Origin of the sequence: Streptococcus oralis subsp. dentisani (genome assembly GCF_003944205.1) — a bacterium.
Classification (GTDB): domain Bacteria; phylum Bacillota; class Bacilli; order Lactobacillales; family Streptococcaceae; genus Streptococcus; species Streptococcus oralis_BH.
Genome location: NZ_RJPH01000006.1, coordinates 73,242 through 98,590, shown reverse-complemented (window position 1 = coordinate 98,590; position 25,349 = coordinate 73,242). Strand labels below are relative to the sequence as shown.

Annotated in this window: 24 protein-coding genes; 22 read left to right on the top strand and 2 right to left on the bottom strand. The window is 40.7% G+C overall.

From position 1 onward, the window contains the following. The first annotated feature begins 98 nt into the window (after positions 1–98). From yfmF to tsf, 12 genes are all read left to right on the top strand, one after another. Entirely contained in the window at positions 99–1,349 is a 1,251-nt protein-coding gene (yfmF, locus tag D8805_RS05870) for an EF-P 5-aminopentanol modification-associated protein YfmF (protein ID WP_125416150.1), read from the top strand. Then, positions 1,346–2,629: an EF-P 5-aminopentanol modification-associated protein YfmH gene (gene yfmH / locus D8805_RS05865; RefSeq protein ID WP_125416148.1), complete on the top strand. Its 1,284-nt coding sequence runs from the start codon at positions 1,346–1,348 to the stop codon at positions 2,627–2,629. The genes yfmF and yfmH overlap by 4 nt, the downstream gene beginning before the upstream one ends. Before the next feature lie 35 nt (positions 2,630–2,664). Beyond that, the gene (rodZ, locus tag D8805_RS05860; protein WP_061418746.1) at positions 2,665–3,489 is read left to right on the top strand and encodes a cytoskeleton protein RodZ; all 825 of its coding nucleotides are present in this window, start codon (positions 2,665–2,667) and stop codon (positions 3,487–3,489) included. Positions 3,490–3,499: 10 nt separating this feature from the next. Continuing rightward, positions 3,500–4,045, top strand: a complete 546-nt coding sequence (gene pgsA / locus D8805_RS05855) for a CDP-diacylglycerol--glycerol-3-phosphate 3-phosphatidyltransferase (protein WP_061418743.1) — start codon at positions 3,500–3,502, stop codon at positions 4,043–4,045. Then, positions 4,042–4,869 (top strand): energy-coupling factor ABC transporter ATP-binding protein, encoded by an 828-nt coding sequence (locus D8805_RS05850; RefSeq protein ID WP_061418740.1) that lies wholly within the window; start codon positions 4,042–4,044, stop codon positions 4,867–4,869. The genes pgsA and D8805_RS05850 overlap by 4 nt, the downstream gene beginning before the upstream one ends. Further along, entirely contained in the window at positions 4,854–5,693 is an 840-nt protein-coding gene (locus tag D8805_RS05845; RefSeq protein ID WP_125416144.1) for an energy-coupling factor transporter ATPase, read from the top strand. The genes D8805_RS05850 and D8805_RS05845 overlap by 16 nt, the downstream gene beginning before the upstream one ends. Then, positions 5,686–6,480: an energy-coupling factor transporter transmembrane component T family protein gene (locus D8805_RS05840; RefSeq protein WP_000377877.1), complete on the top strand. Its 795-nt coding sequence runs from the start codon at positions 5,686–5,688 to the stop codon at positions 6,478–6,480. The genes D8805_RS05845 and D8805_RS05840 overlap by 8 nt, the downstream gene beginning before the upstream one ends. 59 nt (positions 6,481–6,539) lie before the next feature. Further along, complete coding sequence (mreC, locus tag D8805_RS05835; protein ID WP_125416142.1) at positions 6,540–7,355, top strand: rod shape-determining protein MreC; 816 nt, start codon at positions 6,540–6,542, stop codon at positions 7,353–7,355. Positions 7,356–7,357: 2 nt separating this feature from the next. Next, a complete protein-coding gene (gene mreD / locus D8805_RS05830; RefSeq protein WP_061418728.1) occupies positions 7,358–7,852 on the top strand; it encodes a rod shape-determining protein MreD in 495 nt (164 codons plus the stop codon). A 93-nt stretch (positions 7,853–7,945) separates the two neighbouring features. Then, the gene (pcsB, locus tag D8805_RS05825; protein WP_125416140.1) at positions 7,946–9,151 is read left to right on the top strand and encodes a peptidoglycan hydrolase PcsB; all 1,206 of its coding nucleotides are present in this window, start codon (positions 7,946–7,948) and stop codon (positions 9,149–9,151) included. Positions 9,152–9,373: 222 nt separating this feature from the next. Further along, the gene (gene rpsB / locus D8805_RS05820; protein WP_000268473.1) at positions 9,374–10,153 is read left to right on the top strand and encodes a 30S ribosomal protein S2; all 780 of its coding nucleotides are present in this window, start codon (positions 9,374–9,376) and stop codon (positions 10,151–10,153) included. A 78-nt stretch (positions 10,154–10,231) separates the two neighbouring features. Further along, positions 10,232–11,272, top strand: coding sequence for a translation elongation factor Ts (gene tsf, locus D8805_RS05815; protein WP_000808060.1), 1,041 nt, complete (start codon positions 10,232–10,234; stop codon positions 11,270–11,272). A 114-nt stretch (positions 11,273–11,386) separates the two neighbouring features. Here the strand turns inward: tsf and cysK are convergent, their stop codons facing one another. Both cysK and D8805_RS05805 read right to left on the bottom strand, forming a co-directional pair. Next, positions 11,387–12,313, bottom strand: coding sequence for a cysteine synthase A (gene cysK / locus D8805_RS05810; RefSeq protein WP_125416138.1), 927 nt, complete (start codon positions 12,311–12,313; stop codon positions 11,387–11,389). A gap of 155 nt (positions 12,314–12,468) precedes the next feature. Next, positions 12,469–13,104: a YigZ family protein gene (locus D8805_RS05805; protein WP_038805918.1), complete on the bottom strand. Its 636-nt coding sequence runs from the start codon at positions 13,102–13,104 to the stop codon at positions 12,469–12,471. 56 nt (positions 13,105–13,160) lie between these two features. On the opposite strand from D8805_RS05805, the gene D8805_RS05800 reads away from it, so the two are divergent. The 10 genes from D8805_RS05800 (at position 13,161) to polA (ending at position 25,186) form a co-directional block, all read left to right on the top strand. Next, positions 13,161–14,459: a DEAD/DEAH box helicase gene (locus tag D8805_RS05800; RefSeq protein WP_038805917.1), complete on the top strand. Its 1,299-nt coding sequence runs from the start codon at positions 13,161–13,163 to the stop codon at positions 14,457–14,459. Beyond that, a complete protein-coding gene (locus tag D8805_RS05795) occupies positions 14,456–15,118 on the top strand; it encodes a ComF family protein (RefSeq protein WP_125416136.1) in 663 nt (220 codons plus the stop codon). The genes D8805_RS05800 and D8805_RS05795 overlap by 4 nt, the downstream gene beginning before the upstream one ends. A 78-nt stretch (positions 15,119–15,196) precedes the next feature. Further along, positions 15,197–15,745, top strand: a complete 549-nt coding sequence (gene hpf / locus D8805_RS05790) for a ribosome hibernation-promoting factor, HPF/YfiA family (protein ID WP_125416134.1) — start codon at positions 15,197–15,199, stop codon at positions 15,743–15,745. An 87-nt stretch (positions 15,746–15,832) separates the two neighbouring features. Continuing rightward, complete coding sequence (locus tag D8805_RS05785) at positions 15,833–17,011, top strand: acetyl-CoA C-acetyltransferase (RefSeq protein WP_125416132.1); 1,179 nt, start codon at positions 15,833–15,835, stop codon at positions 17,009–17,011. Positions 17,012–17,173: 162 nt separating this feature from the next. Further along, positions 17,174–19,147 (top strand): DHH family phosphoesterase, encoded by a 1,974-nt coding sequence (locus D8805_RS05780; RefSeq protein ID WP_125416130.1) that lies wholly within the window; start codon positions 17,174–17,176, stop codon positions 19,145–19,147. Further along, positions 19,144–19,596 (top strand): 50S ribosomal protein L9, encoded by a 453-nt coding sequence (rplI, locus tag D8805_RS05775; protein ID WP_000864206.1) that lies wholly within the window; start codon positions 19,144–19,146, stop codon positions 19,594–19,596. Before D8805_RS05780 ends, rplI begins: the two co-directional genes overlap by 4 nt. Positions 19,597–19,639: 43 nt before the next feature. Continuing rightward, the gene (gene dnaB / locus D8805_RS05770) at positions 19,640–20,992 is read left to right on the top strand and encodes a replicative DNA helicase (RefSeq protein ID WP_084974687.1); all 1,353 of its coding nucleotides are present in this window, start codon (positions 19,640–19,642) and stop codon (positions 20,990–20,992) included. A 1-nt stretch (position 20,993) separates the two neighbouring features. Next, on the top strand, positions 20,994–21,269 hold the full coding sequence (locus D8805_RS05765; protein ID WP_001278166.1) for a Veg family protein: 276 nt from the start codon (positions 20,994–20,996) through the stop codon (positions 21,267–21,269). A gap of 89 nt (positions 21,270–21,358) precedes the next feature. Then, a complete protein-coding gene (locus D8805_RS05760; RefSeq protein WP_125416128.1) occupies positions 21,359–22,468 on the top strand; it encodes an SH3 domain-containing protein in 1,110 nt (369 codons plus the stop codon). Positions 22,469–22,552: 84 nt separating this feature from the next. Continuing rightward, positions 22,553–25,186, top strand: a complete 2,634-nt coding sequence (gene polA, locus D8805_RS05755; RefSeq protein ID WP_125416126.1) for a DNA polymerase I — start codon at positions 22,553–22,555, stop codon at positions 25,184–25,186. Positions 25,187–25,349 lie beyond the last annotated feature (163 nt).

The following is a 25,349-nucleotide window of genomic DNA, read 5'->3' as shown; positions in this document are numbered from 1 at the left end:
CAAAATGAAAACGATTTTACTTTTGAAAGCTATAAAGAGAACAAGAAAAATTTTGATTTTCGTGGTATAATAGAACTCTATATGTAAGGAGGTAAGGTATGGAGTTGGTGCCTGGAATTTCAGCACATTTTGTTCAATCCAAAAAGTTTAAAACAAATAAAATCACTATTCGTTTTACTGCTTCCTTATCTCTTGAGACAATAGCAGGACGCATGTTAAGTGCAAGTATGTTGGAAACTGCCAATAAAGCTCACCCAACATCTCAAGCTTTTCGCAGATACTTGGCAAGTTTATATGGAACAGATATTTCTACGAGTGCTTATCGTAGGGGACAGGTACATATTCTTGACCTAACATTTACCTATGTGAGGGATGATTTTTTAAGTAAAAAGAATGTCTTGACTTCTCAAATATTTGAATTGGTGAAACAGACTTTATTTTCCCCCTTAGCTCAAGATGGTGCTTTTGAGCCAGCCTTATTTGAAATTGAAAGAAAACAGTTATTGGCTAGTTTGGCTACTGATATGGATGATTCATTTTATTTTGCTCATAAGGAATTGGATAACTTGTTCTTTCATGATGAACGTCTTCAATTGAGATATAGTGATTTACGAAATCGCATTTCAAATGAGTCTCCGGGAAGTAGCTACACTTGCTTTCAAGATGCTCTCAACAAAGATCGGATTGATTTCTTTTTCTTAGGTGATTTTAATGAAGTTGAAGTGGAGGAGTGGTTGAGATCATTCTCCTTTACAGGGCGTCAAATCGATGTCAAGCCTCAGTACCAACAACCATATTCAAATGTCCTTCGGGAAGGAATGATTCGTAAGAATGTGGGCCAATCCGTTTTGGAATTGGCTTACCATTGTTCTACGAGCTATGGAGACAAGCATCATTTAGCCATGGTAGTAATGAATGGTCTGTTAGGTGGTTTTGCTCACTCTAAGCTTTTTACAAATGTTCGGGAAAATGCTGGTCTAGCCTACACTATCTCCAGTCAATTGGATTTATTTAGTGGTCAATTGAGGATGTATGCTGGCATTGATCGGGAAAAGCGCAATCAAGCCAGAAAATTGATGAATCATCAATTACTTGAACTAAAGAAAGGTAATTTTACAGATTTGGAGATTGAACAGACTAAGGAGATGATTCGCAGAACCTTATTGCTTGCGCAAGATAGTCAGAGCTCACTAATCGAGCGAGTTTACTTGAATAGTTTGTTAGGGAAATCTACATCAGATTTTGACAATTGGATTGAAAAATTAAATCAAGTTGATAAAGAAGCTATCTGCAAAGCAGCAAATAGTGTTCGGTTACAAGCGATATACTTTATGGAAGGAATAGAATGATACCAGTTACCTTTGAAGAAAAATACTATCCTGCCATAAAGGAGACGGTTTATCAGACTCGTCTATCAAATGGATTGACAGTGTCTCTCCTTCCTAAGAAACAATTTAATGAAGTTTACGGAGTTGTAACAGTTCGAATTGGATCAGTAGACACAAGCTTTACACTATCTAAAAAAGGTTTACAGTGTTATCCAGCTGGAATTGCACATTTTCTTGAACATAAACTATTTGAGAGAGAAAATGCTGAAGATATTATGGAGTCTTTTACACGCTTGGGAGCTGATAGCAATGCTTTTACGAGTTTTACAAAGACGAGCTATTTGTTTTCAACAATAGATCATTTATCAGAAAATTTGGATTTGCTTGAGGAGTTGGTAACAGTTGCTCATTTTACAGAAGAGTCAGTTGAGCGAGAGAGGGAAATTATCCAACAGGAACGTGAGATGTACCAAGATGATCCAGATTCGCGTCTGTTTTTTGCAACATTAGCAAATCTTTATCCCAATACTCCTCTGGCAGCAGATATTGTTGGAAGTGAAAAGTCAATTAACAATATCCAGCTAAATGACTTAAAAAATAACTTTACAGCCTTTTACAAACCTGTAAATATGTCTTTGTTTTTAGTTGGGAATTTTGATGTAGATACAGTTGAGAACTATTTTTTGCAAAAGAAACTTAGAAACTTGGAAGAAATGGTAGTAAGGAAGGAGAAGCTTACTTTACAAGCTGTCAAAGAAACAGATAACCTTCGGATGGAAGTCTCTTCACCAAAACTTGCTGTTGGAATTAGGGGAGCAGGTGAGGTGGCAGCAGAAGATTGCTACCGTTATAATATTTTGCTAAAATTATTGTTTACGATGATGTTTGGTTGGACTTCTGAGCGATTTCAAAAGTTATATGAGAATGGGAAGTTAGATGCGTCATTGTCACTTGAGGTTGAAGTCAACAGTCGCTTTCATTTTGTGATATTGACAATGGACACGAAAGAGCCTGTTTCTCTGTCGCATCAATTTCGTAAAGCGATTCGTCAGTTTAGTAGTGATGCGGATATTACCGAGGAGCATTTAGATCTTGTTAAGAGTGAGATATTTGGTGAGTTTTTCAGTAGCATGAACTCTTTGGAATTTATTGCAACTCAATACGATCCGATGGATCGCGGAGAAACAATTTTTGATTTTCCAAAAATTTTACAGGAAATTACTTTGGAGGATGTTCTAGAAGCTGGACATCGTTTGATTGATAATGGTGATCTAGTTGATTTCACAATCTTTCCAGCTTAAAAGATGACTAATACTAGAAAGAAGGAATGGTACGTATGAGAAAAAAAACAATTGGTGAGGTTCTGCGTCTAGCCAGAATTAACCAGGGATTGAGTATAGAAGAACTGCAGGCAAAAACGGATATTCAGATGAATTTATTAGAGGCTATGGAGGCTGATGATTTTGATCAACTTCCTAGTCCATTTTATGCTCGTTCTTTTTTGAGAAAATATGCCTGGGCGGTTGAATTGGACGAGCGAATCATTTTGGATGCCTATGATTCGGGAAGCATGATTACCTACGAAGAGGTAGATGTTGATGAAGAAGACTTGTCTGGTCGTAGACGATCAAATAAGAAAAAAACGTCTTATCTCCCCTTGTTTTATTTCGTTCTATTTGCTTTGTCGATTTTAATTTTTGTGACTTATTATGTTTGGAATTATATCCAGACTCAACCAACGCGTCCTTCTTCGCCTAATTATAGTGTTGTGAGCTCAACTAGTTCCACAACCTCAACTAGTTCATCTTCTAGTAGTCAGACGTCTAGCCCATCTTCTACTACGGAATCAACTATTACAGTGTCAGGCGAAGGAAACCGCATTGAAGCTCGGTATAAAACGAGTAAGGAAACAGCTACGGTTCAGCTGGCAGTTTCGGATGTAACTAGCTGGGTTAGTGTTTCAGGAAGCGAGCTAGAGGGTGGTGTGACACTATCCGCAGACAATAAAAATGCAAAAACAACAGTTTCAACTAAGAATCCCGTTACTATCACCTTAGGTGTAGTGAAGGGAGTTACTGTGACTGTAGATAATCAAACAGTTGATACTTCCAAGTTGACGACTCAGACTGGAACTGTAACACTTACATTCACTACAGACTAAGGAAGAAACAATGAAAAAAGAACAAATCCCTAATGTATTAACAATTGGTAGAATTCTCTTTATACCTCTCTTTATTCTTATTTTGACTTTGGGCCATTCACAAGGCAGTCACTTGCTGGCAGCAATCATCTTTGCAGTTGCTAGTATAACGGATTATCTCGATGGCTATCTTGCTCGTAAATGGAATGTAGTCAGCAACTTTGGAAAGTTTGCAGATCCGATGGCGGATAAGTTGCTGGTTATGTCAGCTTTTATCATGTTGATTGAGTTAGGTATGGCTCCAGCTTGGGTTGTTGCTATTATCATCTGTCGTGAACTTGCGGTGACAGGCTTGCGTTTGTTGCTTGTTGAGACGGGAGGGACAGTTCTAGCAGCAGCGATGCCAGGGAAAATTAAGACCTTTAGTCAAATGTTTGCCATTATCTTTTTGCTCTTACATTGGAATTTAATTGGGCAACTGTTGCTTTATATAGCTTTGTTTTTCACTATCTACTCTGGTTATGATTATTTCAAGGGTAGCGCTTATGTATTCAAAGGGACATTTGGTTCGAAATGAAATCGATTATTGAAGTAAAAGATCTGTCTTTTCGTTATAAGGAAGACCAGGAACATTATGACGTTAATAATGTCTCGTTTCACGTGAAACGTGGAGAATGGCTTTCGATTGTAGGCCATAATGGGAGTGGAAAATCAACAACTATCCGTTTGATTGATGGCTTGCTTGAAGCAGAGTCTGGAGAAATCTGGATAGATGGTCAACTGCTGTCCTCTGAGAACGTTTGGGACTTGCGTCGTCAAATTGGTATGGTTTTTCAAAATCCAGATAACCAATTTGTGGGGGCGACTGTTGAAGATGATGTTGCCTTTGGCCTAGAAAATCAGGGACTTCCTCGTGAAGAAATGAAAAAGAGAGTGGCTGAATCTTTGGAGTTGGTAGGTATGCTGGACTTTAAGAAGAGAGAACCAGCTCGTTTGTCTGGTGGACAAAAACAACGGGTGGCTATTGCAGGAGTTGTTGCCTTGAGACCAGCTATTTTGATTCTGGACGAGGCTACAAGTATGTTGGATCCTGAGGGGCGCAGAGAACTGATTCAGACAGTTCAAGAGATTCGAAAATACCACCAGATGACAGTCGTCTCCATTACGCACGATTTGGAAGAAGTTGCGATGAGTGATCGTGTCTTGGTCATGAAAAAAGGCCAAGTGGAGTCAACCAGCAGTCCAAGAGAACTTTTTTCTCGGGATGACCTTGACCAGATAGGGTTAGATGAGCCTTTTACTAATCAATTGAGAGAATCTTTGAGAGAGACTGGTTATCAGTTGCCGGATGGATATTTGACAGAAGGAGAGCTAGAGGACAAGTTATGGGAATTACTCTAGAAAATGTGAGCTTTACCTATCAAGAGGGGACTCCCCTATCTTCATCAGCCTTGACTGATGTTTCCTTGACGATTGAGGACGGCTCCTATACAGCTTTGATAGGACATACAGGTAGTGGGAAATCGACAATCTTACAGCTTTTAAATGGTCTATTGGTTCCAAGTAAGGGTTCTGTTCGAGTTTTCGATACCGTCATTACCTCTACATCAACCAATAAAGAAATTCGTCTGATTAGAAAGCAGGTTGGTCTAGTGTTTCAATTTGCTGAAAATCAGATTTTCGAAGAGACTGTTTTGAAAGATGTTGCGTTTGGACCACAAAATTTTGGAGTTTCTGAGGAAGAATCAAAGAAAATTGCGCGTGAAAAGTTAGCCTTGGTGGGCATCGATGAGTCACTCTTTGAGAGAAGTCCATTTGAACTTTCGGGTGGCCAGATGAGACGTGTGGCTATAGCGGGTATGCTAGCCATGGAGCCAACTGTCTTGGTTTTGGATGAGCCGACAGCAGGGCTAGATCCTCTGGGCAGAAAAGAATTGATGACCCTGTTTAAAAAACTTCACCTTTCTGGAATGACAATTGTTCTGGTAACGCATTTGATGGATGATGTAGCTGAGTATGCTGATCAGGTTTACGTTATGGAAAAGGGGAGCTTAGTCAAAAGTGGTAAACCGAGCGAAGTTTTCCAAGATGTAGCCTTTATGGAAAATGTGCAGTTAGGTGTGCCTAAAATCACAGCCTTTTGCAAACGTTTGGCAGATAGAGGTATAGCTTTTAAAAAACTGCCAATCAAGATAAAGGAGTTTAAGGAGTCGCTAAATGGATAGTATGATTTTAGGGCGTTATATACCAGGAGATTCCATTATTCATCGCTTGGATCCCCGTAGTAAATTGCTTGCTATGATCCTGTTGATTTTGATTGTATTTTGGGCCAATAATCCCCTTGCCAATCTAATTCTTTTTGTAGCGACAGGTATATTTATCGCTTTATCTGGTGTTTCTCTCTCATTTTTCGTTCAGGGATTAAAGTCCATGTTCTTCTTGATTGCCTTTACGACTCTATTTCAACTCTTTTTCATTTCAAGTGGAAATGTCTTATTTGAGTTTTCTTTTATAAGAATAACGGATTATGCTTTGCAACAAGCGGGAATCATTTTCTGTCGTTTTGTGTTGATTATTTTCTTTTCAACCTTGCTGACATTAACGACCATGCCTTTGAGTCTGGCAGCTGCAGTTGAAGCTCTTTTAGCACCGCTGAAACGCGTGAAAGTTCCCGTTCATGAAATTGGTCTCATGTTATCAATGAGTTTGCGTTTTGTTCCAACCTTGATGGATGACACAACGAGAATTATGAATGCTCAGAAAGCTCGTGGAGTTGACTTTGGCGAAGGTAGCATCGTTCAAAAAGTAAAGGCTATGATTCCGATTTTAATTCCTCTTTTTGCTACGAGCTTAAAGCGTGCAGATTCATTGGCAATTGCCATGGAAGCGCGTGGTTATAAGGGAGGAAAGGGTAGAAGTCAGTATAGACAATTGAGATGGAGTCAAAAGGATACACTGGCAATTCTTGTGATTCTGGTGCTGGGATGTCTCTTATTTTTCTTAAAATCTTAGTGGATTCGTAAGATTGATAAAAAATCACAGTAGTAGATCTTTAGTAAAAAGGTAGGAATATGAACCGTTTTAAAAAATCAAAATATCTAATCATCGTTTTTGTCACAGTTCTCGCAGTTTCTGTACTATTAGTGACAACTTATTCAAGTGCTATTGTGACGAAACTAGGAGATGGCATTTCCTTAGTAGATAGAATTGTTCAAAAACCTTTTCAGTGGTTTGATGCTTTCAAATCGGATTTGGGTCATTTGACGCAGACTTACAATGAAAACGAGAGTCTAAAAAAACAGCTCTATCAACTAGAGGTGGAGTCTAATCAATCAGAACGTTTAAAAACAGAAAATGAACAACTACGTCAGTTGCTAGAGATGAAGTCAAAATTGCAGGCTACAAAAACCCTAGCAGCAGATGTGATTATGCGTGCTCCAGTATCTTGGAAGCAAGAGTTAACAATTGATGCGGGAAGTTCAAAAGGAGCTTCTGAAAATATGTTGGTCATTGCAAACGGTGGCTTGGTTGGTAGTGTTTCAAAGGTGGAAGATCATTCAACAACTGTCAATCTTTTAACCAACGCTGAAAACACGGATAAGATCTCTGTTAAAATCCAACATGGTTCTACTGAAATTTACGGAATTATCGTTGGTTATGACAAGGAATCTGAACTGCTTAAAATCAGTCAATTGAATAGTAATAGTGACATCAGTGCTGGAGACAAGGTGACTACAGGTGGGCTAGGAAACTTTAATGTCAAAGATATTCCTGTTGGAGAGATTGTTGGTACAACGCACAGCAGTGACTATCTAACACGAGAGGTAACTGTAAAGTTAAGTGCTGATATCAAAGATCTTCATGTGGTAGAGTTAGTGGGGAATTAGCAATGAGATTGTTAAAACAAATTGGTATTTTCTTTTTACTCCCTTTTGTTGTGCTAATTGATGCTCATATTGGACAACTGGTGGGATCCTTTTTCCCCCACTTTCATTTAGCCAGTCATTTTCTATTTTTGTTTCTCTTATTTGAGACAATCGAAGTATCGGAATATCTCTACCTAGCCTATTGTTTTATAGTGGGTTTGGTTTACGATATCTATTTTTTCCACTTGATTGGAATTGCCACGCTTTTGTTTATCTTGATAGGTGCTTCGCTCCACAAGTTTAACAGCGTGATTTTGACAAATCGTTGGACAAGGATGTTGACCATTATTGTGATCAGTTTTCTGTTTGATATGGGGAGCTATCTTTTGGCTCTTGCCGTGGGACTGACTGTAGATTACATGCCGATATTCATCGTCTATAGCCTTGTCCCATCAATGATTCTGAACTTCTTATGGATTGTCATTTTTCAATTTATTTTTGAAAAAATTTATCTATAAGAAAGAAATATAAATGTAACAAAGGCGTAATATTTATTATGTCTTTTTTTGGTATACTAGTAATGTCTCAAATAGAAGGAGTATCGACAGAATATGAAGAAAAAAATCTTAGCGTCACTTTTGTTAAGTACAGTATTGGTCTCACAAACGGCAGTATTGACAACTGTTCGTGCAGAAACAACTGATGAAAAAATTGCTGCTCAAGATAATAAAATTAGCAGTTTAACAGCGCAACAACAAGAAGCTCAAAAGCAAGTGGATCAAATCCAAGGTCAAGTTTCAACAATTCAAGCAGAGCAAGCAAGCTTGCAAGCTGAAAACGAAAAATTGCAGGCTGAATCTAAAAAACTTGAAGGAGAAATTACAGAGCTTTCTAAAAATATCGTGGCTCGTAATGCTTCTTTAGAAAAACAAGCACGTAGCGCACAGACAAATGGAGCTGCGACTAGCTACATTAATACAATTGTAAACTCAAAATCAATCACAGAAGCCATTTCGCGTGTTGCTGCAATGAGCGAGATTGTATCGGCTAACAACAAAATGTTGGAGCAACAAAAGGCTGATAAAAAAGCAATTTCTGATAAACAAGTAGCCAATAATGAAGCAATCAATACAGTTATTGCTAACCAACAAAAACTGGCTGATGATGCGCAGGCATTGACAACTAAGCAAGCTGAGTTGAAGGTTGCAGAGTTGAATCTTGCTGCTGAGAAAGCTACTGCAGAAGGTGAGAAAGTTAGTTTGCTAGAGCAGAAAGCGGCAGCAGAGGCAGAAGCACGTGCGGCTGCAGAAGCAGAAACAGCTTACAGAGCACGTCAAACAAGCCAACAGCAGTCAGTTGTTGCTTCTGGAAACACAAGTTTCTCTGCTCAAGTACAGGCAACATCAACAACTGACGAGGAAGATTCAAGCTACACTCCGGCACCTGCGCCAGCGCCTGCTAGACAACGTCCAACATACAGCTCAAATGCTTCAAGTTATCCAACTGGTGAATGTACTTGGGGAGCTAAAACATTGGCACCTTGGGCTGGAGATTACTGGGGCAACGGAGCTCAGTGGGCAACAAGTGCAGCCGCAGCAGGATTCCGCACAGGTTCAACTCCACAAGTTGGTGCGATTGCATGTTGGAATGATGGTGGTTATGGACACGTAGCGGTTGTTACAGCAGTTTCATCATCAACTCGTATTCAAGTATCAGAATCAAACTACGGTGGAGATCGTACAATCGGAAACAAACGTGGATGGTTCAACCCAACTACAACTTCTGAAGGTTACGTAACATATATCTATCCAAACTAATGTATAAAACGAAGAGACTCAATCGAGTCTCTTTTAATGTTTTTATCCGAAAGTCCTACTAAAATTCTACTAAATAGCTTGAAAATACTGTTGAAATATGATAGAATAAAACCTGTCGTGTAAACGATAATACTCATTCTTGATGAATTGTGAAACTGTTGCCCCTGGGTCGTTTTGCAAGTTGAAATCTAGAAGAGGAAAAAACAAAAAGGAGAAATACTCATGGCAGTAATTTCAATGAAACAACTTCTTGAGGCTGGTGTACACTTTGGTCACCAAACTCGTCGCTGGAACCCTAAGATGGCTAAGTACATCTTCACTGAGCGTAACGGAATCCACGTTATCGACTTGCAACAAACTGTAAAATACGCTGACCAAGCATACGACTTTATGCGTGACGCAGCAGCTAACGATGCAGTTGTATTGTTCGTTGGTACTAAGAAACAAGCTGCTGACGCTGTTGCTGAAGAAGCTGTACGTTCAGGTCAATACTTCATCAACCACCGTTGGTTGGGTGGAACTCTTACTAACTGGGGAACTATTCAAAAACGTATTGCTCGTTTGAAAGAAATCAAACGTATGGAAGAAGAAGGAATTTTCGACGTTCTTCCTAAGAAAGAAGTTGCACTTCTTAACAAGCAACGTGCACGTCTTGAAAAATTCTTGGGTGGTATCGAAGACATGCCTCGTATCCCAGATGTAATGTACGTAGTTGACCCACATAAAGAGCAAATCGCTGTTAAAGAAGCTAAAAAATTGGGAATCCCAGTTGTAGCGATGGTTGACACAAACACTGATCCAGACGATATCGATGTAATCATCCCAGCTAACGATGACGCTATCCGCGCTGTTAAATTGATCACAGCTAAATTGGCTGACGCTATCATCGAAGGACGCCAAGGAGAAGATGCAGCAGCAGTTGAAGCAGAATTTGCAGCTTCAGAAGCTCAAGCAGACTCAATCGAAGAAATCGTTGAAGTTGTAGAAGGCGATAACGCTTAATTCATACAAATAGTAATTACCTAGGAGGGCGGGGCGTAGCCCGGCTCTCCTATTTTTAAAAAATATAGGAGAATCAAAATGGCAGAAATTACAGCTAAACTTGTAAAAGAGTTGCGTGAAAAATCTGGTGCCGGTGTTATGGACGCTAAAAAAGCGCTTGTAGAAACAGACGGTGATATCGAAAAAGCGATTGAATTGCTTCGTGAAAAAGGTATGGCGAAAGCAGCTAAGAAAGCTGACCGCGTTGCTGCAGAAGGTTTGACTGGTGTTTATGTTAACGGTAACGTTGCAGCAGTAATTGAAGTAAACGCTGAAACTGACTTCGTTGCGAAAAACGCTCAATTCGTTGACTTGGTAAATGCTACAGCTAAAGTAATTGCTGAAGGAAAACCAGCTAACAACGAAGAAGCACTTGCTTTGACAATGCCTTCAGGTGAAACTCTTGAAGCAGCTTATGTATCTGCAACAGCAACTATCGGAGAAAAAATCTCATTCCGTCGTTTTGCTTTGATCGAAAAAACAGATGCACAACACTTTGGAGCTTACCAACACAATGGTGGTCGTATCGGTGTTATCTCAGTTATCGAAGGTGGAGACGAAGCTCTTGCTAAACAATTGTCAATGCACATCGCAGCGATGAAACCAACAGTTCTTTCATACAAAGAATTGGACGCTCAATTCGTTAAAGATGAGTTAGCACAATTGAACCACGTAATCGACCAAGACAACGAAAGCCGTGCAATGGTTAACAAACCAGCCCTTCCACACTTGAAGTATGGATCAAAAGCACAATTGACTGAAGAAGTAATTGCTCAAGCTGAAGCTGACATCAAAGCTGAGTTGGCTGCAGAAGGCAAACCAGAAAAAATCTGGGACAAAATCATCCCAGGTAAAATGGATCGCTTCATGCTTGACAACACTAAAGTTGACCAAGCTTACACACTTCTTGCTCAGGTCTACATCATGGATGATAGCAAGACAGTTGAAGCATACCTTGATTCAGTTAACGCTTCAGTAGTTGAGTTCGCTCGCTTTGAAGTTGGTGAAGGTATCGAGAAAGCTGCAAATGACTTCGAAGCTGAAGTTGCAGCTACAATGGCAGCAGCCTTGAATAACTAATGATAAAAGAGGAAGCAATTTGCTTCCTTTTTCTTTTGCTGTAGGGAACTTAGATTTTTCTTTAAATTGAACAAAGAAAAAGCCCTATAATAAGGGCTAAGTGCATTTAGGAGATTACACTTCAAATTCATAGAGTGCTGTAGACAGATAACGTTCGCCGTTATCTGGTGCTAAAGCAAGGACTTTCTTACCTGTACCTAATTTTTTGGCAACTTCAATTGCCCCGTAAATCGCTGCGGCTGAAGAAATCCCAACAAGGAACCCTTCTTTTCCGCCGATTTCACGGCCAAGCGCAAGGGCATCATCTGATGTTACACGGACGATACCGTCATAGGCTTTTGTATCAAGTGTATCAGGAATAAATCCAGCTGAGATACCTTGAATTTTGTGAGGTCCTGGTTTTTCACCAGACAAGATAGCTGACTCGTCTGCCTCAACTGCATAAACTTGAATGTCTGGATTTGCTGCTTTAAGAGCGTGAGAAACACCTGAAATCGTTCCACCAGTACCAACACCACCCACAAAAGCATCTAGTCCATCAGAACCGAAAGCAGCCAGTATTTCAGCTCCTGTTGTTCTTTCGTGTACTTCAGGATTAGCTGGATTGTTAAATTGGAGTGGAAGGAAGCCGTCACGTTCAGCTGCGATCTCCTGAGCCTTGGCAATTGCGCCTTTCATTCCTTCGCTACCAGGAGTAAGGACGAGTTCAGCACCATAGGCTTGGATAATCTTACGTCGTTCCACACTCATCGTTTCGGGCATGACGATAACAACTTTATATCCCTTAGCAGCACCTACCCAAGAAAGTCCGATACCAGTATTTCCACTCGTTGCCTCAACAATGGTAGCGCCTGGTTTTAGAATACCATCTTGTTCCGCTTTTTCAATCATGCTAAGGGCAATACGGTCTTTTACTGACGATCCAGGGTTAAAAGCTTCAAGTTTTACATAAACATCTGCAGCACCCTCTGGAACAATGTTGTTAAGTTTAACAATCGGTGTTTGTCCGATTAGTTCAGTGATATTGTTATAAATAGCCATAGATATACCTCTTTGTATAAGATGATACTAGTATAACGCGCTCAAGGCTATTTGTAAAATATAGAAATCCTATCAAAGCGATAGGATTTTTTTATATCAAAGGTCTGAGCTGTAAATCTGCGAATAAATTTAGTAGGTGCTATCTATATTTTTGTTTACAATAAGTTTACAGGAACTTCAACTTCTCGTAAACCTTGATCTGTTAAAGCAACCTTTCCATTAAAAAACTCCACAAGAGCAGCCTTGATATTTTCTTTCTCTTCCTTGTCAACATAAATCATCGTATCGACTTGATCTGTAAAGTTTGTATCCAGCTCCATGAGATTATGTTCTTTAAGGAAGTTACTGTACTCTTGGTATTGAGCGTAGGACATCTGAATGGCTATACCAGCCTGCTCTTTGATTTCAATAATGCCAATTTCTTTGACAGCCAAGGCTACACTACCTGCATAAGCACGAATTAAACCACCAGCACCTAGCTTAATTCCCCCGAAGTAGCGAGTAACCACTACGCAGACATTGGTAAGATTGTGATTCTCTAGGACACCAAGCATTGGAACTCCAGCAGTACCACTAGGTTCACCATCATCACTCGTGCGCTTAATCTCACTGCGTTCCCCTATTATAAAAGCAGAGCAGTTATGGGTAGCTTTGTAGTGTTCTTTTTTGATGGTCGTGATGAAATCACGAGCCTCTTCTTCACTATAGACACGCTTTACATGACAGATAAAGCGTGACTTTTTAATTTCTTCTTGGACCTGCCCGTCCTCTTTAATTGTTCTAAATTCCATGATTTTATTGTACTAAAAAAATACCTAAAGCGCTAGATTTTTACGAATAAAGAAGTATGAAAGTAAATCCAAATTATCTCGGTCGCTTGTTTACTGAGAAAGAATTAACCGAAGAAGAACGAGAGGCAGCAGTGAAACTGCAAGCAATGAGAAAAGAGAAGGGGAAACTATTTTGTCAACGTTGTGACAGTCCTATTTTGGAAGAATGGTATTTGCCTGTTGGTGCTTACTATTGCAGGGAGTGCTTGCTGATGAAGCGAGTCAGGAGTGATCAAGCTTTATACTATTTTACGCAGGAGGATTTTCCGAAACAAGATGTTCTTAAATGGCGTGGTCAATTGACTCCTTTTCAAGAGAAGGTATCGGAGGGATTGATTCGAGCAGTCGAAAAGAAAGAACCGACCTTAGTTCATGCTGTCACGGGAGCTGGAAAGACAGAGATGATTTATCAAGTTGTAGCCAAAGTGATTGACGATGGTGGTTCGGTGTGTTTGGCTAGTCCTCGAATCGATGTATGTTTGGAATTGTATAAGCGACTGCAGAATGACTTTGCTTGTGAGATAGCACTACTTCATGGCGAATCAGAGCCCTATTTTCGAACTCCCTTAGTAGTTGCAACGACTCACCAGCTGTTAAAATTTCATCATGCTTTTGATTTGCTGATAGTAGATGAAGTAGATGCCTTTCCTTATGTTGACAACCCTATACTTTACTACGCTGTAAACCAATGTGTAAAGGAGGATGGTCTGAGAATCTTTTTAACAGCGACATCTACAGATGAGTTAGATAAGAAGGTTCGCACTGGAGAATTAAAACGATTAAGCTTGCCAAGACGATTTCATGGAAATCCATTGATTATTCCAAAGCCAGTTTGGTTATCGGATTTTAATCGTTATTTAGATAAGAGTCAGTTGTCACCTAAGTTAAAGAGCTCCATTGAGAAGCAGAGAAGAACAGGTTATCCCTTGTTAATCTTTGCATCAGAAATTAAAAAAGGCGAGAAACTAAAAGAAATATTGCAGGAACAGTTTCCAAATGAAAATATCGGCTTTGTTTCCTCTGTCACAGAAAATCGATTAGAGCAGGTGCAAGCTTTTCGAGATGGAGAGTTGACGATACTGATCAGTACGACAATTTTAGAGCGTGGAGTTACCTTCCCTTGTGTGGATGTTTTCGTAGTAGAAGCTAATCATCGTCTCTTTACCAAGTCTAGCTTGATTCAGATTGGTGGGCGAGTTGGGCGTAGTATGGACAGACCAACTGGTGAGTTGCTCTTCTTTCATGATGGATTAAATACTTCCATCAAAAAGGCAATCAAGGAAATCAAGCAGATGAACAAGGAGGCGGGATTATGAATTGTTTATTATGTGGCCAGTCAACAAAGAGTGACTTGACATTTAGTCACCTCTTACTGTTTAAGAATGAGCACAACTATCTTTGCTCAGCTTGTGATTCTACTTTTGAGAAGATTGGTGAAGACCATTGTCCAAACTGCATGAAAAGAGGGTTGTCAACAACGTGTCAAGATTGTAAATTTTGGTGTAAAGAAGGAATCCAAGTTGATCATAAGGCGATTTTCACCTATAACCAAGCGATGAAAGACTTCTTTAGTCGATATAAGTTTGATGGGGATTTTTTGCTTAGAAAAGTTTTTGCTTCCGTTCTTGCTGAGGAATTGAAAAAGTACAGAGACTATGAATTTGTGGTGATTCCCTTAAGTCCTGAAAGATTACTTGAGAGAGGGTTTAATCAGGTTGAAGGTTTGGTTGAGGCAGCGGGATTCTCTTTTTATGATTTATTGGGAAAAAGAGAAGAGAAAGCTAGTTCTTCTAAGAATCGTTCAGAAAGATTAGCTACTGAGACCCCATTTTTCATTAAAGATGAGACCTCACTTCCTAAGAAGATTTTGCTGATTGATGACATCTATACAACAGGAGCGACTATTAATCGTGTGAAAAGGCTTCTGGAAGAAGCAGGTGTTTTGGAAGTCAAAACTTTTTCCCTTGTAAGATGAGGAAAAATTTGCAAAATGAAAATGAAAGCGTTATAATATAGTTAGAAAAATAAAAATGTTTAGAAAGAAGGTACTTATATGATTAAATATAGTATCCGTGGTGAAAACCTAGAAGTAACAGAAGCAATTCGCAATTATGTAGTTTCTAAACTCGAAAAGATCGAAAAATATTTTCAACCTGAACAAGAGTTGGATGCACGTGTCAACTTGAAAGTTTACCGTGAAAAAACAGCAAAGGTTGAAGTAACAATTCCACTTGGGTCAATTACTCTTCGTGCAGAAGATGTTTCTCAAGATATGTATGGCTCTATCGACCTCGTAACAGATAAAATCGAACGTCAGATTCGTAAAAATAAAACAAAAATCGAACGCAAGAATAAAAATAAGGTTGCAACTAGCCAACTCTTTACAGATGATTTAGTTGAAGATGCAAATGTTGTGCCACCAAAAGTGGTTCGTTCAAAACAAATTGATTTGAAACCAATGGATTTGGAAGAAGCACTTCTTCAAATGGATTTGTTGGGGCATGATTTCTTTATCTATGTTGATGTCGAAGATCAAACAACAAATGTTTTGTATCGCCGCGAAGATGGTGAAGTTGGTTTACTAGAAGTTAAGGAATCATAAAATCTTGACAACTATGTAAAAGTGGTTTACACAATTGTAAACCACTTTTGTATTGCATCATTATACAAGGTATAAATGGAGGTAGTTATGAAAAATGTAGTGATTGTTTCAGCAGTGCGAACTCCTATAGGCTCATTTGGGGGGAGTTTGAAGGATATTTCTGCTGTTGATTTGGGAGCTTTGGTTATTAAGAGTGCTTTGGAGAAGGCGAGTGTGAAACCAGAGCAAGTAGATGAAGTGATTATGGGGAATGTCCTAGGCGCAGGTTTAGGTCAAAACGTAGCTCGTCAAATGAGCATTCATGCGGGGGTTCCTGAATTTACACCAGCCTTTACTATCAATAAGGTTTGTGGTTCAGGTTTAAAGGCAGTTCAGTTAGCTGCTCAAGCGATTCAGTGCGGAGATGCAGATATTGTCGTGGCTGGTGGTGCAGAAAATATGAGTCAGGCTCCATATGTTTTGCCAAACTTCCGTTGGGGCGGCCGTATGGGAGATTCGAAAGTGGTAGATACCATGATTAAGGACGGTTTGTCTGATGCCTTTAACGAATACCATATGGGGATTACAGCTGAAAATGTGGCTGAAGAATATGGTATCAGTCGAGAAGAACAAGATGTTTTTGCTTTAGAGTCACAAAAACGAGCAGTGGCGGCTATAGAATCTGGACACTTTAAGGAAGAGATTGTTCCGGTGGTTATTCCTCAACGCAAAGGCGATCCTATCGTCTTTGATACAGATGAATTTCCTAGAAAAGATGCTAGCTTGGAGAGTTTATCTAAGCTAGATCCTGTTTTCAAAAAAGACGGTTCTGTTACAGCGGGGAATGCCTCAGGTATCAATGACGGAGCAGCGGCTGTCTTGGTCATGAGTGCTGAAAAAGCTGAAGAATTGGGACTTCCAGTCATTGCTCGTATTCGTTCGTATGCAAGTGCAGGTTTGGATCCTAAGATGATGGGATGTGGACCGATTTATGCGACTCGCAAAGCTCTTGAAAAAGGCAATTTGACAGTTGATGATCTCGACTTGATTGAGTCAAATGAAGCCTTTGCTGCTCAGGCTTGTGCGGTTGGGAAAACACTTGGCTTTAACACAGATATTGTCAATGTCAATGGTGGCGCGATTGCTCTTGGTCACCCAATTGGAGCTTCAGGCTGCCGTATCTTAGTGACTCTGGTACATGAGATGATGAAACGTGATGCTAAAACTGGTTTAGCAACTCTATGTATCGGGGGAGGGATGGGAGCAGCCCTCATCGTTGAACGTTAAGTGACAGTAACCAGAGTATATAGATGTGCAGGAGGATGGTTAGCTTATCCTCCTTTTTGCATTAAAACCATAAAAAAATCAATAAGGAAAAGGAGGCTTATCATTTTTTAAAGGTCGCTTTTTAAGGGCTTTTGTGATATAATAATGCGCAAGAGGTTTAGAATGAAAAAAAATAATTTAACTCCGATTTCTGTGGTTCTACTAGGGATTGCAACTTTCGGAACCTTAACAATGCTGATTATTTTTTCACAAAATAATGTTGTAACAATCAGTGCCTTGTTTTTATTTGTACTTCTTTATCTGCTTTTATTCATCTGGCAAAAAAAACAGTATGAAAAGAGCGAAATTGAACAAATCCAATACGTAAACCATCAAGCGGAAGATAGCTTGAATACGTTGCTCGATCAAATGCCAGTTGGTGTTCTGAAATTAGACTTATCTAGTGGCGAAGTCGAATGGTTTAATCCTTATGCTGAGTTGATTTTGACGACTGAAGAAGGCGAAATTGATGTTGACTTGATTCAAACCATTATCAAGGCTTCTGTTGGGAATCCTGGTTCGTATGCTACCTTAGGGGAAACACGCTATGCCGTTCATCTGGACAAGGCTTCAGGTGTCCTGTATTTCTTTGACGTTTCAGGGGAATACGAAGCAACTGTCGAATTGGTAACCAGTCGACCAGTGATTGGGGTCATCTCGGTAGACAACTACGATGATTTAGAGGATGCAACCTCCGAATCGGATATCAGTCATATCAATAGTTTTGTGGCAAATTTTGTTTCAGAGTTTGCTGGTCAATACGCTATGTTTTCTCGGCGTGTGGGGATGGATCGATTTTATCTATTTACTGATTACACAGTTCTCGAGGGCTTGATGAATGATAAATTCTCTGTGATTGATGCCTTTAGTGAGGAGGCAAAACAGAGACAGCTGCCATTGACCTTGAGCATGGGCTTTTCTTATGGTGATGGAAATCACGATGAGATAGGGAAAGTTGCTTTAAGAAACTTGAACTTAGCTGAGGTTCGTGGTGGGGACCAGGTGGTTGTCAAGGAAAATGATGAAACCAAGAACCCAGTCTACTTTGGTGGTGGTTCCGCAGCCTCTGTTAAGAGAACAAGAACACGTACGAGAGCGATGATGACAGCTATTTCAGATAAGATTCGCAGTGTGGATCAGGTATTTGTAGTTGGTCATAAGAATCTGGATATGGATGCCTTGGGGTCTGCGGTTGGCATGCAGTTGTTTGCGAGCAATATCACTGAAAATAGCTATGCGGTCTACGATGCAGATCAAATGTCACCAGATATCGAGCGTGCCGTCAAATTCTTGGAAAAAGAGGGTGTCACTAAGCTCTTGCCTCTGGCTGATGCGATGAGATTGGTCACCAAGCGCTCTTTGTTGATTTTAGTGGATCATTCCAAGACGGCTTTGACCTTGTCGAAAGATTTTTACGAACTGTTCACTCAAACCATTGTCATTGACCACCATCGACGTGATCAGGATTTTCCAGCGAATGCAGTAATCACCTATATCGAAAGTGGAGCAAGTAGTGCGAGTGAGTTGGTCACAGAATTGATTCAGTTCCAAAATTCTAAGAAAAATCGTTTGAGTCGTATGCAGGCCAGTGTTTTGATGGCTGGTATGATGCTGGATACCAAGAATTTCACATCTCGCGTGACGAGTCGAACCTTTGATGTGGCTAGCTATCTGAGAACACGGGGAAGTGACAGTATCGCAATCCAGGAGATTGCTGCGACAGATTTTGAAGAGTACCGTGAGGTAAATGAACTCATTTTACAAGGTCGTAAGTTGGGTGCAGATGTCTTGATTGCCCAAGCTAAGGACTCAACTACTTATGATACGGTTGTCATCAGTAAGGCTGCCGATGCTATGTTGGCTATGTCTGGTATTGAGGCTAGTTTCGTTCTAGCAAAAAATACACAAGGATTTATCTCTATCTCAGCTCGAAGCCGCAGTAAAATCAATGTCCAACGCATTATGGAAGAGTTGGGTGGTGGTGGTCACTTTAATCTAGCTGCTGCGCAAATCGAGAATATGAGTCTGTCAGAAGTAGGAGAAAAATTGACTCAACTTGTCTTAGATGAACTAAAGGAAAAGGAGAAAGAAGAATGAAAGTAATCTTTTTAGCAGATGTCAAAGGAAAAGGGAAAAAAGGCGAAATCAAGGAAGTGCCAACTGGCTACGCTCAAAACTTCCTGATTAAAAAGAATTTGGCTAAGGAAGCGACTGCTCAGGCAATCGGTGAATTGCGTGGAAAACAAAAATCAGAGGAAAAGGCTCATGCAGAGATGTTAGCAGAGGCAAGAGCAATCAAAGCCAAGCTTGAAGCAGAAGAAACTGTTGTAGAGTTTGTTGAAAAGGTTGGACCAGATGGCCGTACCTTTGGCTCAATCACCAATAAGAAGATTGCAGAAGAATTGCAAAAGCAGTTTGGTATCAATATTGACAAGCGTCATATTCAAGTAAAGGCACCAATTCGAGCAGTAGGTTTGATTGATGTACCAGTGAAAATCTACCAAGATGTTACAAGTGTCATCAATCTTCGTGTAAAAGAAGGGTAAGTTTACAACTTCTTTACAAGATTGTAAAAGGAAGGAAAGTCGGATGGCAGAAGTAGAGGAACTGCGAGTTCAACCTCAGGATATTTTGGCCGAACAATCTGTTTTGGGGGCTATTTTTATAGATGAGAGCAAGCTCGTTTTTGTCCGAGAATACATTGATTCTCGAGACTTCTTTAAGTATGCCCATCGGTTGATTTTCCAAGCGATGGTAGACTTGTCGGATCGTGGAGAGGCGATTGATGCGACAACGGTTCGGACGATTTTGGATAACCAAGGGGATCTCCAAAATATTGGTGGCTTGTCTTACCTTGTCGAAATTGTCAATTCTGTACCAACTTCAGCTAATGCGGAGTATTATGCTAAAATCGTTGCAGAAAAGGCTATGCTACGTCGCTTGATTTCCAAGTTGACAGACTCTGTCAACCAAGCCTATGAGGCTTCTAAGCCTGTAGATGAAATCATTGCTCAAGCTGAAAAGGGACTCATTGATGTTAGCGAAAATGCCAATCGTAGTGGTTTCAAGAACATCCGTGATATTCTAAATATCAACTTTGGGAACCTAGAAGTTCGGTCACAACAAACAACGGATATCACTGGTATTGCAACGGGCTACCGTGATTTGGATCATATGACGACAGGTCTCCATGAGGAGGAACTGATTATTATCGCAGCTCGTCCTGCGGTCGGTAAAACAGCCTTTGCCTTGAACATTGCTCAGAACATCGGGACTAAGTTGGACAAGACTGTAGCTATCTTTTCACTGGAAATGGGTGCGGAAAGTCTAGTAGATCGTATGTTGGCGGCCGAAGGCTTGGTGGAGTCCCATTCTATCCGTACGGGTCAATTGACTGATGAGGAATGGCAAAAGTATACCATTGCCCAAGGGAATCTGGCCAACGCGAGTATCTATATCGATGATACACCAGGGATTCGGATTACGGAAATTCGTTCGCGCTCACGCAAACTGGCTCAAGAAACAGGCAATCTAGGCTTGATTTTGATCGACTACCTACAGCTTATCACAGGGACTGGTCGTGAAAACCGCCAACAAGAAGTTTCTGAAATTTCTCGTCAGTTGAAAATTCTAGCTAAGGAATTGAAAGTTCCAGTCATTGCTCTCAGTCAGTTATCTCGTGGAGTGGAACAGCGTCAGGATAAGAGACCAGTCTTGTCTGATATTCGTGAATCGGGTTCTATTGAGCAGGATGCGGATATCGTAGCCTTTCTATACCGTGACGACTACTACGATCGTGCGGGTGAAGAAGAGGAAGGAATTCCAAATAACAAGGTAGAGGTTATCATCGAGAAAAACCGTAGTGGAGCTCGTGGAACGGTGGAATTGATTTTCCAAAAAGAATACAATAAATTTTCAAGTATCTCAAAGAGGGAGGCATAAGATGTCAGATGCATTTACAGATGTAGCCAAGATGAAAAAAATCAAAGAAGAAATCAAGGCACATGAGGGACAAGTCGTTGAAATGACTTTGGAGAATGGCCGTAAGCGCCAAAAAAATAGATTGGGTAAGCTAATTGAGGTTTATCCATCCCTATTTATCGTTGAATTTGGGGATGTTGAGGGAGACAAACAAGCTAATGTTTATGTTGAATCCTTCACCTACTCAGATATCTTGACAGAAAAGAATTTGATTCGCTATCTAGACCAAGAATCCTAAAATCAAGTGAGTTTTGCTCACTTTTTTCTTTTTCTCCCGAATAATATAAAGGAGGGTAACCTCGTAGAAAACTTTGTAAAGGAGAATGAATGACGTTTTTAAAATCAGGAGTTAAGAAGAGTAGATATACTCAGTTGGGTGTAGGGCTGGCTACTTTGTTCGTTACGAGTACCCTTTTGTTTAGTGGTGAATCGGTTCAGGCTGACAGTGTAGCGCGTGGAGATGACTATCCGCTTCACTATAAAAATGGTAGTATGGAAATTGACCAGTGGCGGATGTATTCTCGCCAATGTACATCTTTTGCGGCCTTTCGTTTGAGTAGTGTGAATGGCTTTGAGATCCCGCCTGCTTATGGAAATGCAAATGAATGGGGGCACCGCGCAAGGCGAGAAGGCTACCGTGTTGATAGCAAGCCAGAAATTGGCTCTATCGCTTGGTCGACAGAAGGTTACTACGGCCATGTGGCCTGGGTATCAAATGTATTAGGGGATACGATTGAGATCGAAGAGTATAACTATGGAGTTAGGGAGAAATACAATCGTCGCAGCGTAAAAGCTAGCTCTATGACAGGCTTTATCCATTTTAAGGACTTGGTAGGGAATGGTGGTAGAACTGGAAATCCTATCAGATCAGGGTTGGCGTCTAGTGGGACTCATACGTTTACTCAAAAGTCTGCCATTCGAAACCAGCCGTCAAGTACAGCGCAAGTTATCGACTACTACTATCCTGGTGAAAATGTTAGCTACGATCAAATCGTAGAAAAGGACGGTTATAAGTGGCTCAGCTACCTATCCTATAGTGGAATGAGGAGATACGTCCAGTATATGGAAACAGAATCGGTGGAGAATGGTTGGAAGAAGCAAAACGGTATTTGGAATTACCGTGAGAACGGGAAACTCGCAACTGGTTGGAAGAAAATAAATGGCAGTTGGTATCACTTCAAAGACAATGGGACCATGTCAACAGGTTGGATAAAAGATAGTTCGCATTGGTACTATCTAAAGGCATCAGGGGAGATGCAGACAGGCTGGCTCAAGGAAAATGGAACGTGGTATTATTTGGAGAGTTCAGGGGCTATGAAGTCTAGCCAGTGGTTCCAAGTAGGAGGAAAGTATTACTACGTCAATGCTTCAGGGGCTTTAGCAGTGAATACCACTGTGGATGGCTATCGAGTGGATAGTAACGGAGCTAGGATCTAGAAAGAATATAAAAAAGAGGACTTCACTACCATTTGCCTATTCTTTCCGATGGTATTTTTCCCCTCTTTCCTTTATAATGGGTGTATGGACAAGAAAAAATTATTATTAATTGATGGATCTTCTGTTGCTTTTCGGGCTTTTTTTGCGCTCTATCAGCAGCTGGATCGGTTTAAAAATGCTAATGGTCTTCATACCAATGCAATCTACGGCTTTCAACTCATGTTGAATCATGTCTTGGAGCGAGTTGAACCTAGCCATGTTTTGGTAGCCTTTGATGCAGGTAAGACGACTTTTCGAACAGAGATGTATGCAGACTACAAGGGTGGCCGTGCTAAAACTCCAGATGAGTTTCGTGAGCAATTTCCCTTCATTCGTGAGTTGTTAGACCACCTTGGGATTCGCCATTATGAGTTGCCCCAGTATGAAGCGGATGATATCATCGGGACCTTAGGTCGTTTGGCTGAGAAGGATTTTTTTGATGTGACAATCGTTAGCGGAGATAAGGATTTGATCCAGTTGACGGACGAGCATACGGTGGTCGAGATTTCCAAGAAAGGTGTGGCTGAGTTTGAGGCCTTTACACCAGATTACCTTATGGAAAAGATGGGCATTACCCCAGCTCAGTTTATTGATCTTAAGGCTCTTATGGGGGATAAGTCTGATAATATCCCTGGTGTTACTAAGATTGGTGAAAAGACGGGTATCAAGCTCTTGTTAGAACACGGTTCGCTTGAGGGAATTTATGAAAATATCGATGGGATGAAGGCATCTAAGATGAAGGAAAATCTCATCAACGATAAGGAACAAGCCTTCTTGTCTAAAACCTTGGCGACCATTGAGACTCAAGCACCGATTGAGATTGGCCTTGATGATTTGGTCTATAGTGGTCCAGATGTGGAAAATCTCGGGAAATTCTACGATGAGATGGGCTTCAAACAGCTCAAACAAGCTTTAAATGTGTCATCAACGGATGCGCCTGAAAGTTTGGATTTCACTATCGTTGACCACGTCAGTCAAGACATGCTGAGTGACGACTCTATCTTCCACTTTGAGCTCTTTGGTGAGAATTACCATACGGATGATTTGGTTGGTTTTGCCTGGTCCTGTGGGGATAAACTTTACGCCACAGACAAACTTGAGCTCTTGCAGGAGCCGATTTTCAAGGATTTTCTAGAAAAAACACCTCTGAAAGTGTATGACTTTAAGAAAGCGAAGGTTCTTTTAAATCGTTTTGGTTTGAACCTGCAGGCACCTGCTTTTGACAGTCGCTTGGCAAAATACTTACTCTCAACAGTCGAGAACAATGAAATCTCAACAATTGCTAGTCTCTACGGTCAAACATACTTGGTCGATGATGAGACTTTCTATGGTAAGGGGGTCAAGAAAGCTATCCCTGAGAGAGAGAAATTCTTGGAACACCTGGCTCGCAAGGTTGCTGTTTTGGTTGAGACCGAGCCGGTTTTACTTGAAAAACTCAGTGAACATGGACAGTTAGATCTCCTTTATGACATGGAGCAACCTCTGGCTTTTGTCCTTGCTAAGATGGAAATTGCTGGGATCAAGGTCAAAAAAGAAACCCTACTTGAGATGCAGGCTGAAAATGAGGTCGTCATTGAGCAACTTACCCAAGAGATTTATGAGCTAGCTGGTGAGGAGTTTAATATCAATTCACCTAAGCAGTTGGGCGTTCTTCTCTTTGAAAAACTGGGTCTTCCTCTAGAATATACCAAGAAAACCAAGACAGGTTACTCGACAGCGGTGGATGTGCTAGAGCGGCTGGCTCCTATTGCTCCGATTGTTAAGAAAATCCTAGACTACCGTCAGATTGCAAAGATTCAATCTACTTATGTGATTGGCTTGCAGGATTGGATTTTGGATGATGGCAAGATTCACACGCGCTATGTGCAGGATTTGACCCAGACTGGGCGTCTGTCTAGTGTGGATCCAAACTTGCAAAATATCCCTGTTCGTTTGGAGCAAGGCCGTCTCATTCGTAAGGCCTTTGTACCTGAGTGGGAGGATAGTGTTCTTCTTAGCTCCGACTATTCACAGATTGAGTTGCGCGTTTTGGCCCATATCTCTAAAGATGAGCACTTGATTAAGGCTTTCCAAGAAGGAGCTGATATCCATACCTCAACAGCCATGCGGGTCTTTGGAATTGAACGTCCTGAGGATGTGACTCCAAACGACCGTCGTAATGCCAAGGCGGTAAACTTTGGAGTAGTTTACGGGATTTCAGACTTTGGTTTATCTAATAATCTGGGCATCAGCCGTAAAGAGGCTAAGGCCTACATCGACACTTACTTTGAACGCTTCCCAGGTATTAAAAACTACATGGATGAGGTGGTGCGTGAGGCGCGTGATAAGGGCTATGTAGAGACCCTCTTCAGGCGTCGTCGTGAGTTGCCAGACATCAATTCGCGCAACTTCAACATTCGTGGTTTCGCAGAGCGGACAGCAATCAACTCTCCTATTCAGGGCTCGGCAGCAGATATTCTCAAGATTGCTATGATCCAGCTAGACAAAGCTCTAGTTGAAGGTGGCTATCAGACCAAGATGCTGTTGCAAGTGCACGATGAAATCGTTCTTGAAGTTCCAAAGGCAGAATTAGCAGCCGTCAAAGTACTGGTGAAACAAACCATGGAAGAAGCCATCCAGCTCAGTGTTCCTCTCATTGCAGATGAAAATGAAGGAGCAACTTGGTACGAGGCTAAATAAGAAAGATATGATAGAGTTTGAAGTACTTGCCTTCAAACTCTTTTTCATGATTTTCTGTAAGCAGTTTCCTTGACTTATCCTTTTTTTTGCGTTATCATATGTCCATATAAGATACGGGAGTCTGTGTACAGTCTGAGAGGAAGTGTTAAACTTCGACCGCACC

What these genes read in the sequence shown, in the direction of transcription:
- pgsA (WP_061418743.1), top strand. Translation starts at nt 3,500, where the DNA reads ATGAAAAAAGAACAAATCCCTAATGTATTAACAATTGGTAGAATTCTC.
- D8805_RS05760 (WP_125416128.1), top strand. Translation starts at nt 21,359, where the DNA reads ATGACGTTTTTAAAATCAGGAGTTAAGAAGAGTAGATATACTCAGTTG.
- yfmH (WP_125416148.1), top strand. Translation starts at nt 1,346, where the DNA reads ATGATACCAGTTACCTTTGAAGAAAAATACTATCCTGCCATAAAGGAG.
- D8805_RS05800 (WP_038805917.1), top strand. Translation starts at nt 13,161, where the DNA reads ATGAAAGTAAATCCAAATTATCTCGGTCGCTTGTTTACTGAGAAAGAA.
- tsf (WP_000808060.1), top strand. Translation starts at nt 10,232, where the DNA reads ATGGCAGAAATTACAGCTAAACTTGTAAAAGAGTTGCGTGAAAAATCT.
- D8805_RS05805 (WP_038805918.1), bottom strand. Translation starts at nt 13,104, where the DNA reads ATGGAATTTAGAACAATTAAAGAGGACGGGCAGGTCCAAGAAGAAATT.
- D8805_RS05765 (WP_001278166.1), top strand. Translation starts at nt 20,994, where the DNA reads ATGTCAGATGCATTTACAGATGTAGCCAAGATGAAAAAAATCAAAGAA.
- D8805_RS05845 (WP_125416144.1), top strand. Translation starts at nt 4,854, where the DNA reads ATGGGAATTACTCTAGAAAATGTGAGCTTTACCTATCAAGAGGGGACT.
- rpsB (WP_000268473.1), top strand. Translation starts at nt 9,374, where the DNA reads ATGGCAGTAATTTCAATGAAACAACTTCTTGAGGCTGGTGTACACTTT.
- polA (WP_125416126.1), top strand. Translation starts at nt 22,553, where the DNA reads ATGGACAAGAAAAAATTATTATTAATTGATGGATCTTCTGTTGCTTTT.
- rplI (WP_000864206.1), top strand. Translation starts at nt 19,144, where the DNA reads ATGAAAGTAATCTTTTTAGCAGATGTCAAAGGAAAAGGGAAAAAAGGC.
- rodZ (WP_061418746.1), top strand. Translation starts at nt 2,665, where the DNA reads ATGAGAAAAAAAACAATTGGTGAGGTTCTGCGTCTAGCCAGAATTAAC.
- mreC (WP_125416142.1), top strand. Translation starts at nt 6,540, where the DNA reads ATGAACCGTTTTAAAAAATCAAAATATCTAATCATCGTTTTTGTCACA.
- mreD (WP_061418728.1), top strand. Translation starts at nt 7,358, where the DNA reads ATGAGATTGTTAAAACAAATTGGTATTTTCTTTTTACTCCCTTTTGTT.
- yfmF (WP_125416150.1), top strand. Translation starts at nt 99, where the DNA reads ATGGAGTTGGTGCCTGGAATTTCAGCACATTTTGTTCAATCCAAAAAG.
- D8805_RS05840 (WP_000377877.1), top strand. Translation starts at nt 5,686, where the DNA reads ATGGATAGTATGATTTTAGGGCGTTATATACCAGGAGATTCCATTATT.
- cysK (WP_125416138.1), bottom strand. Translation starts at nt 12,313, where the DNA reads ATGGCTATTTATAACAATATCACTGAACTAATCGGACAAACACCGATT.
- D8805_RS05780 (WP_125416130.1), top strand. Translation starts at nt 17,174, where the DNA reads ATGAAAAAAAATAATTTAACTCCGATTTCTGTGGTTCTACTAGGGATT.
- D8805_RS05785 (WP_125416132.1), top strand. Translation starts at nt 15,833, where the DNA reads ATGAAAAATGTAGTGATTGTTTCAGCAGTGCGAACTCCTATAGGCTCA.
- dnaB (WP_084974687.1), top strand. Translation starts at nt 19,640, where the DNA reads ATGGCAGAAGTAGAGGAACTGCGAGTTCAACCTCAGGATATTTTGGCC.
- D8805_RS05850 (WP_061418740.1), top strand. Translation starts at nt 4,042, where the DNA reads ATGAAATCGATTATTGAAGTAAAAGATCTGTCTTTTCGTTATAAGGAA.
- D8805_RS05795 (WP_125416136.1), top strand. Translation starts at nt 14,456, where the DNA reads ATGAATTGTTTATTATGTGGCCAGTCAACAAAGAGTGACTTGACATTT.
- pcsB (WP_125416140.1), top strand. Translation starts at nt 7,946, where the DNA reads ATGAAGAAAAAAATCTTAGCGTCACTTTTGTTAAGTACAGTATTGGTC.
- hpf (WP_125416134.1), top strand. Translation starts at nt 15,197, where the DNA reads ATGATTAAATATAGTATCCGTGGTGAAAACCTAGAAGTAACAGAAGCA.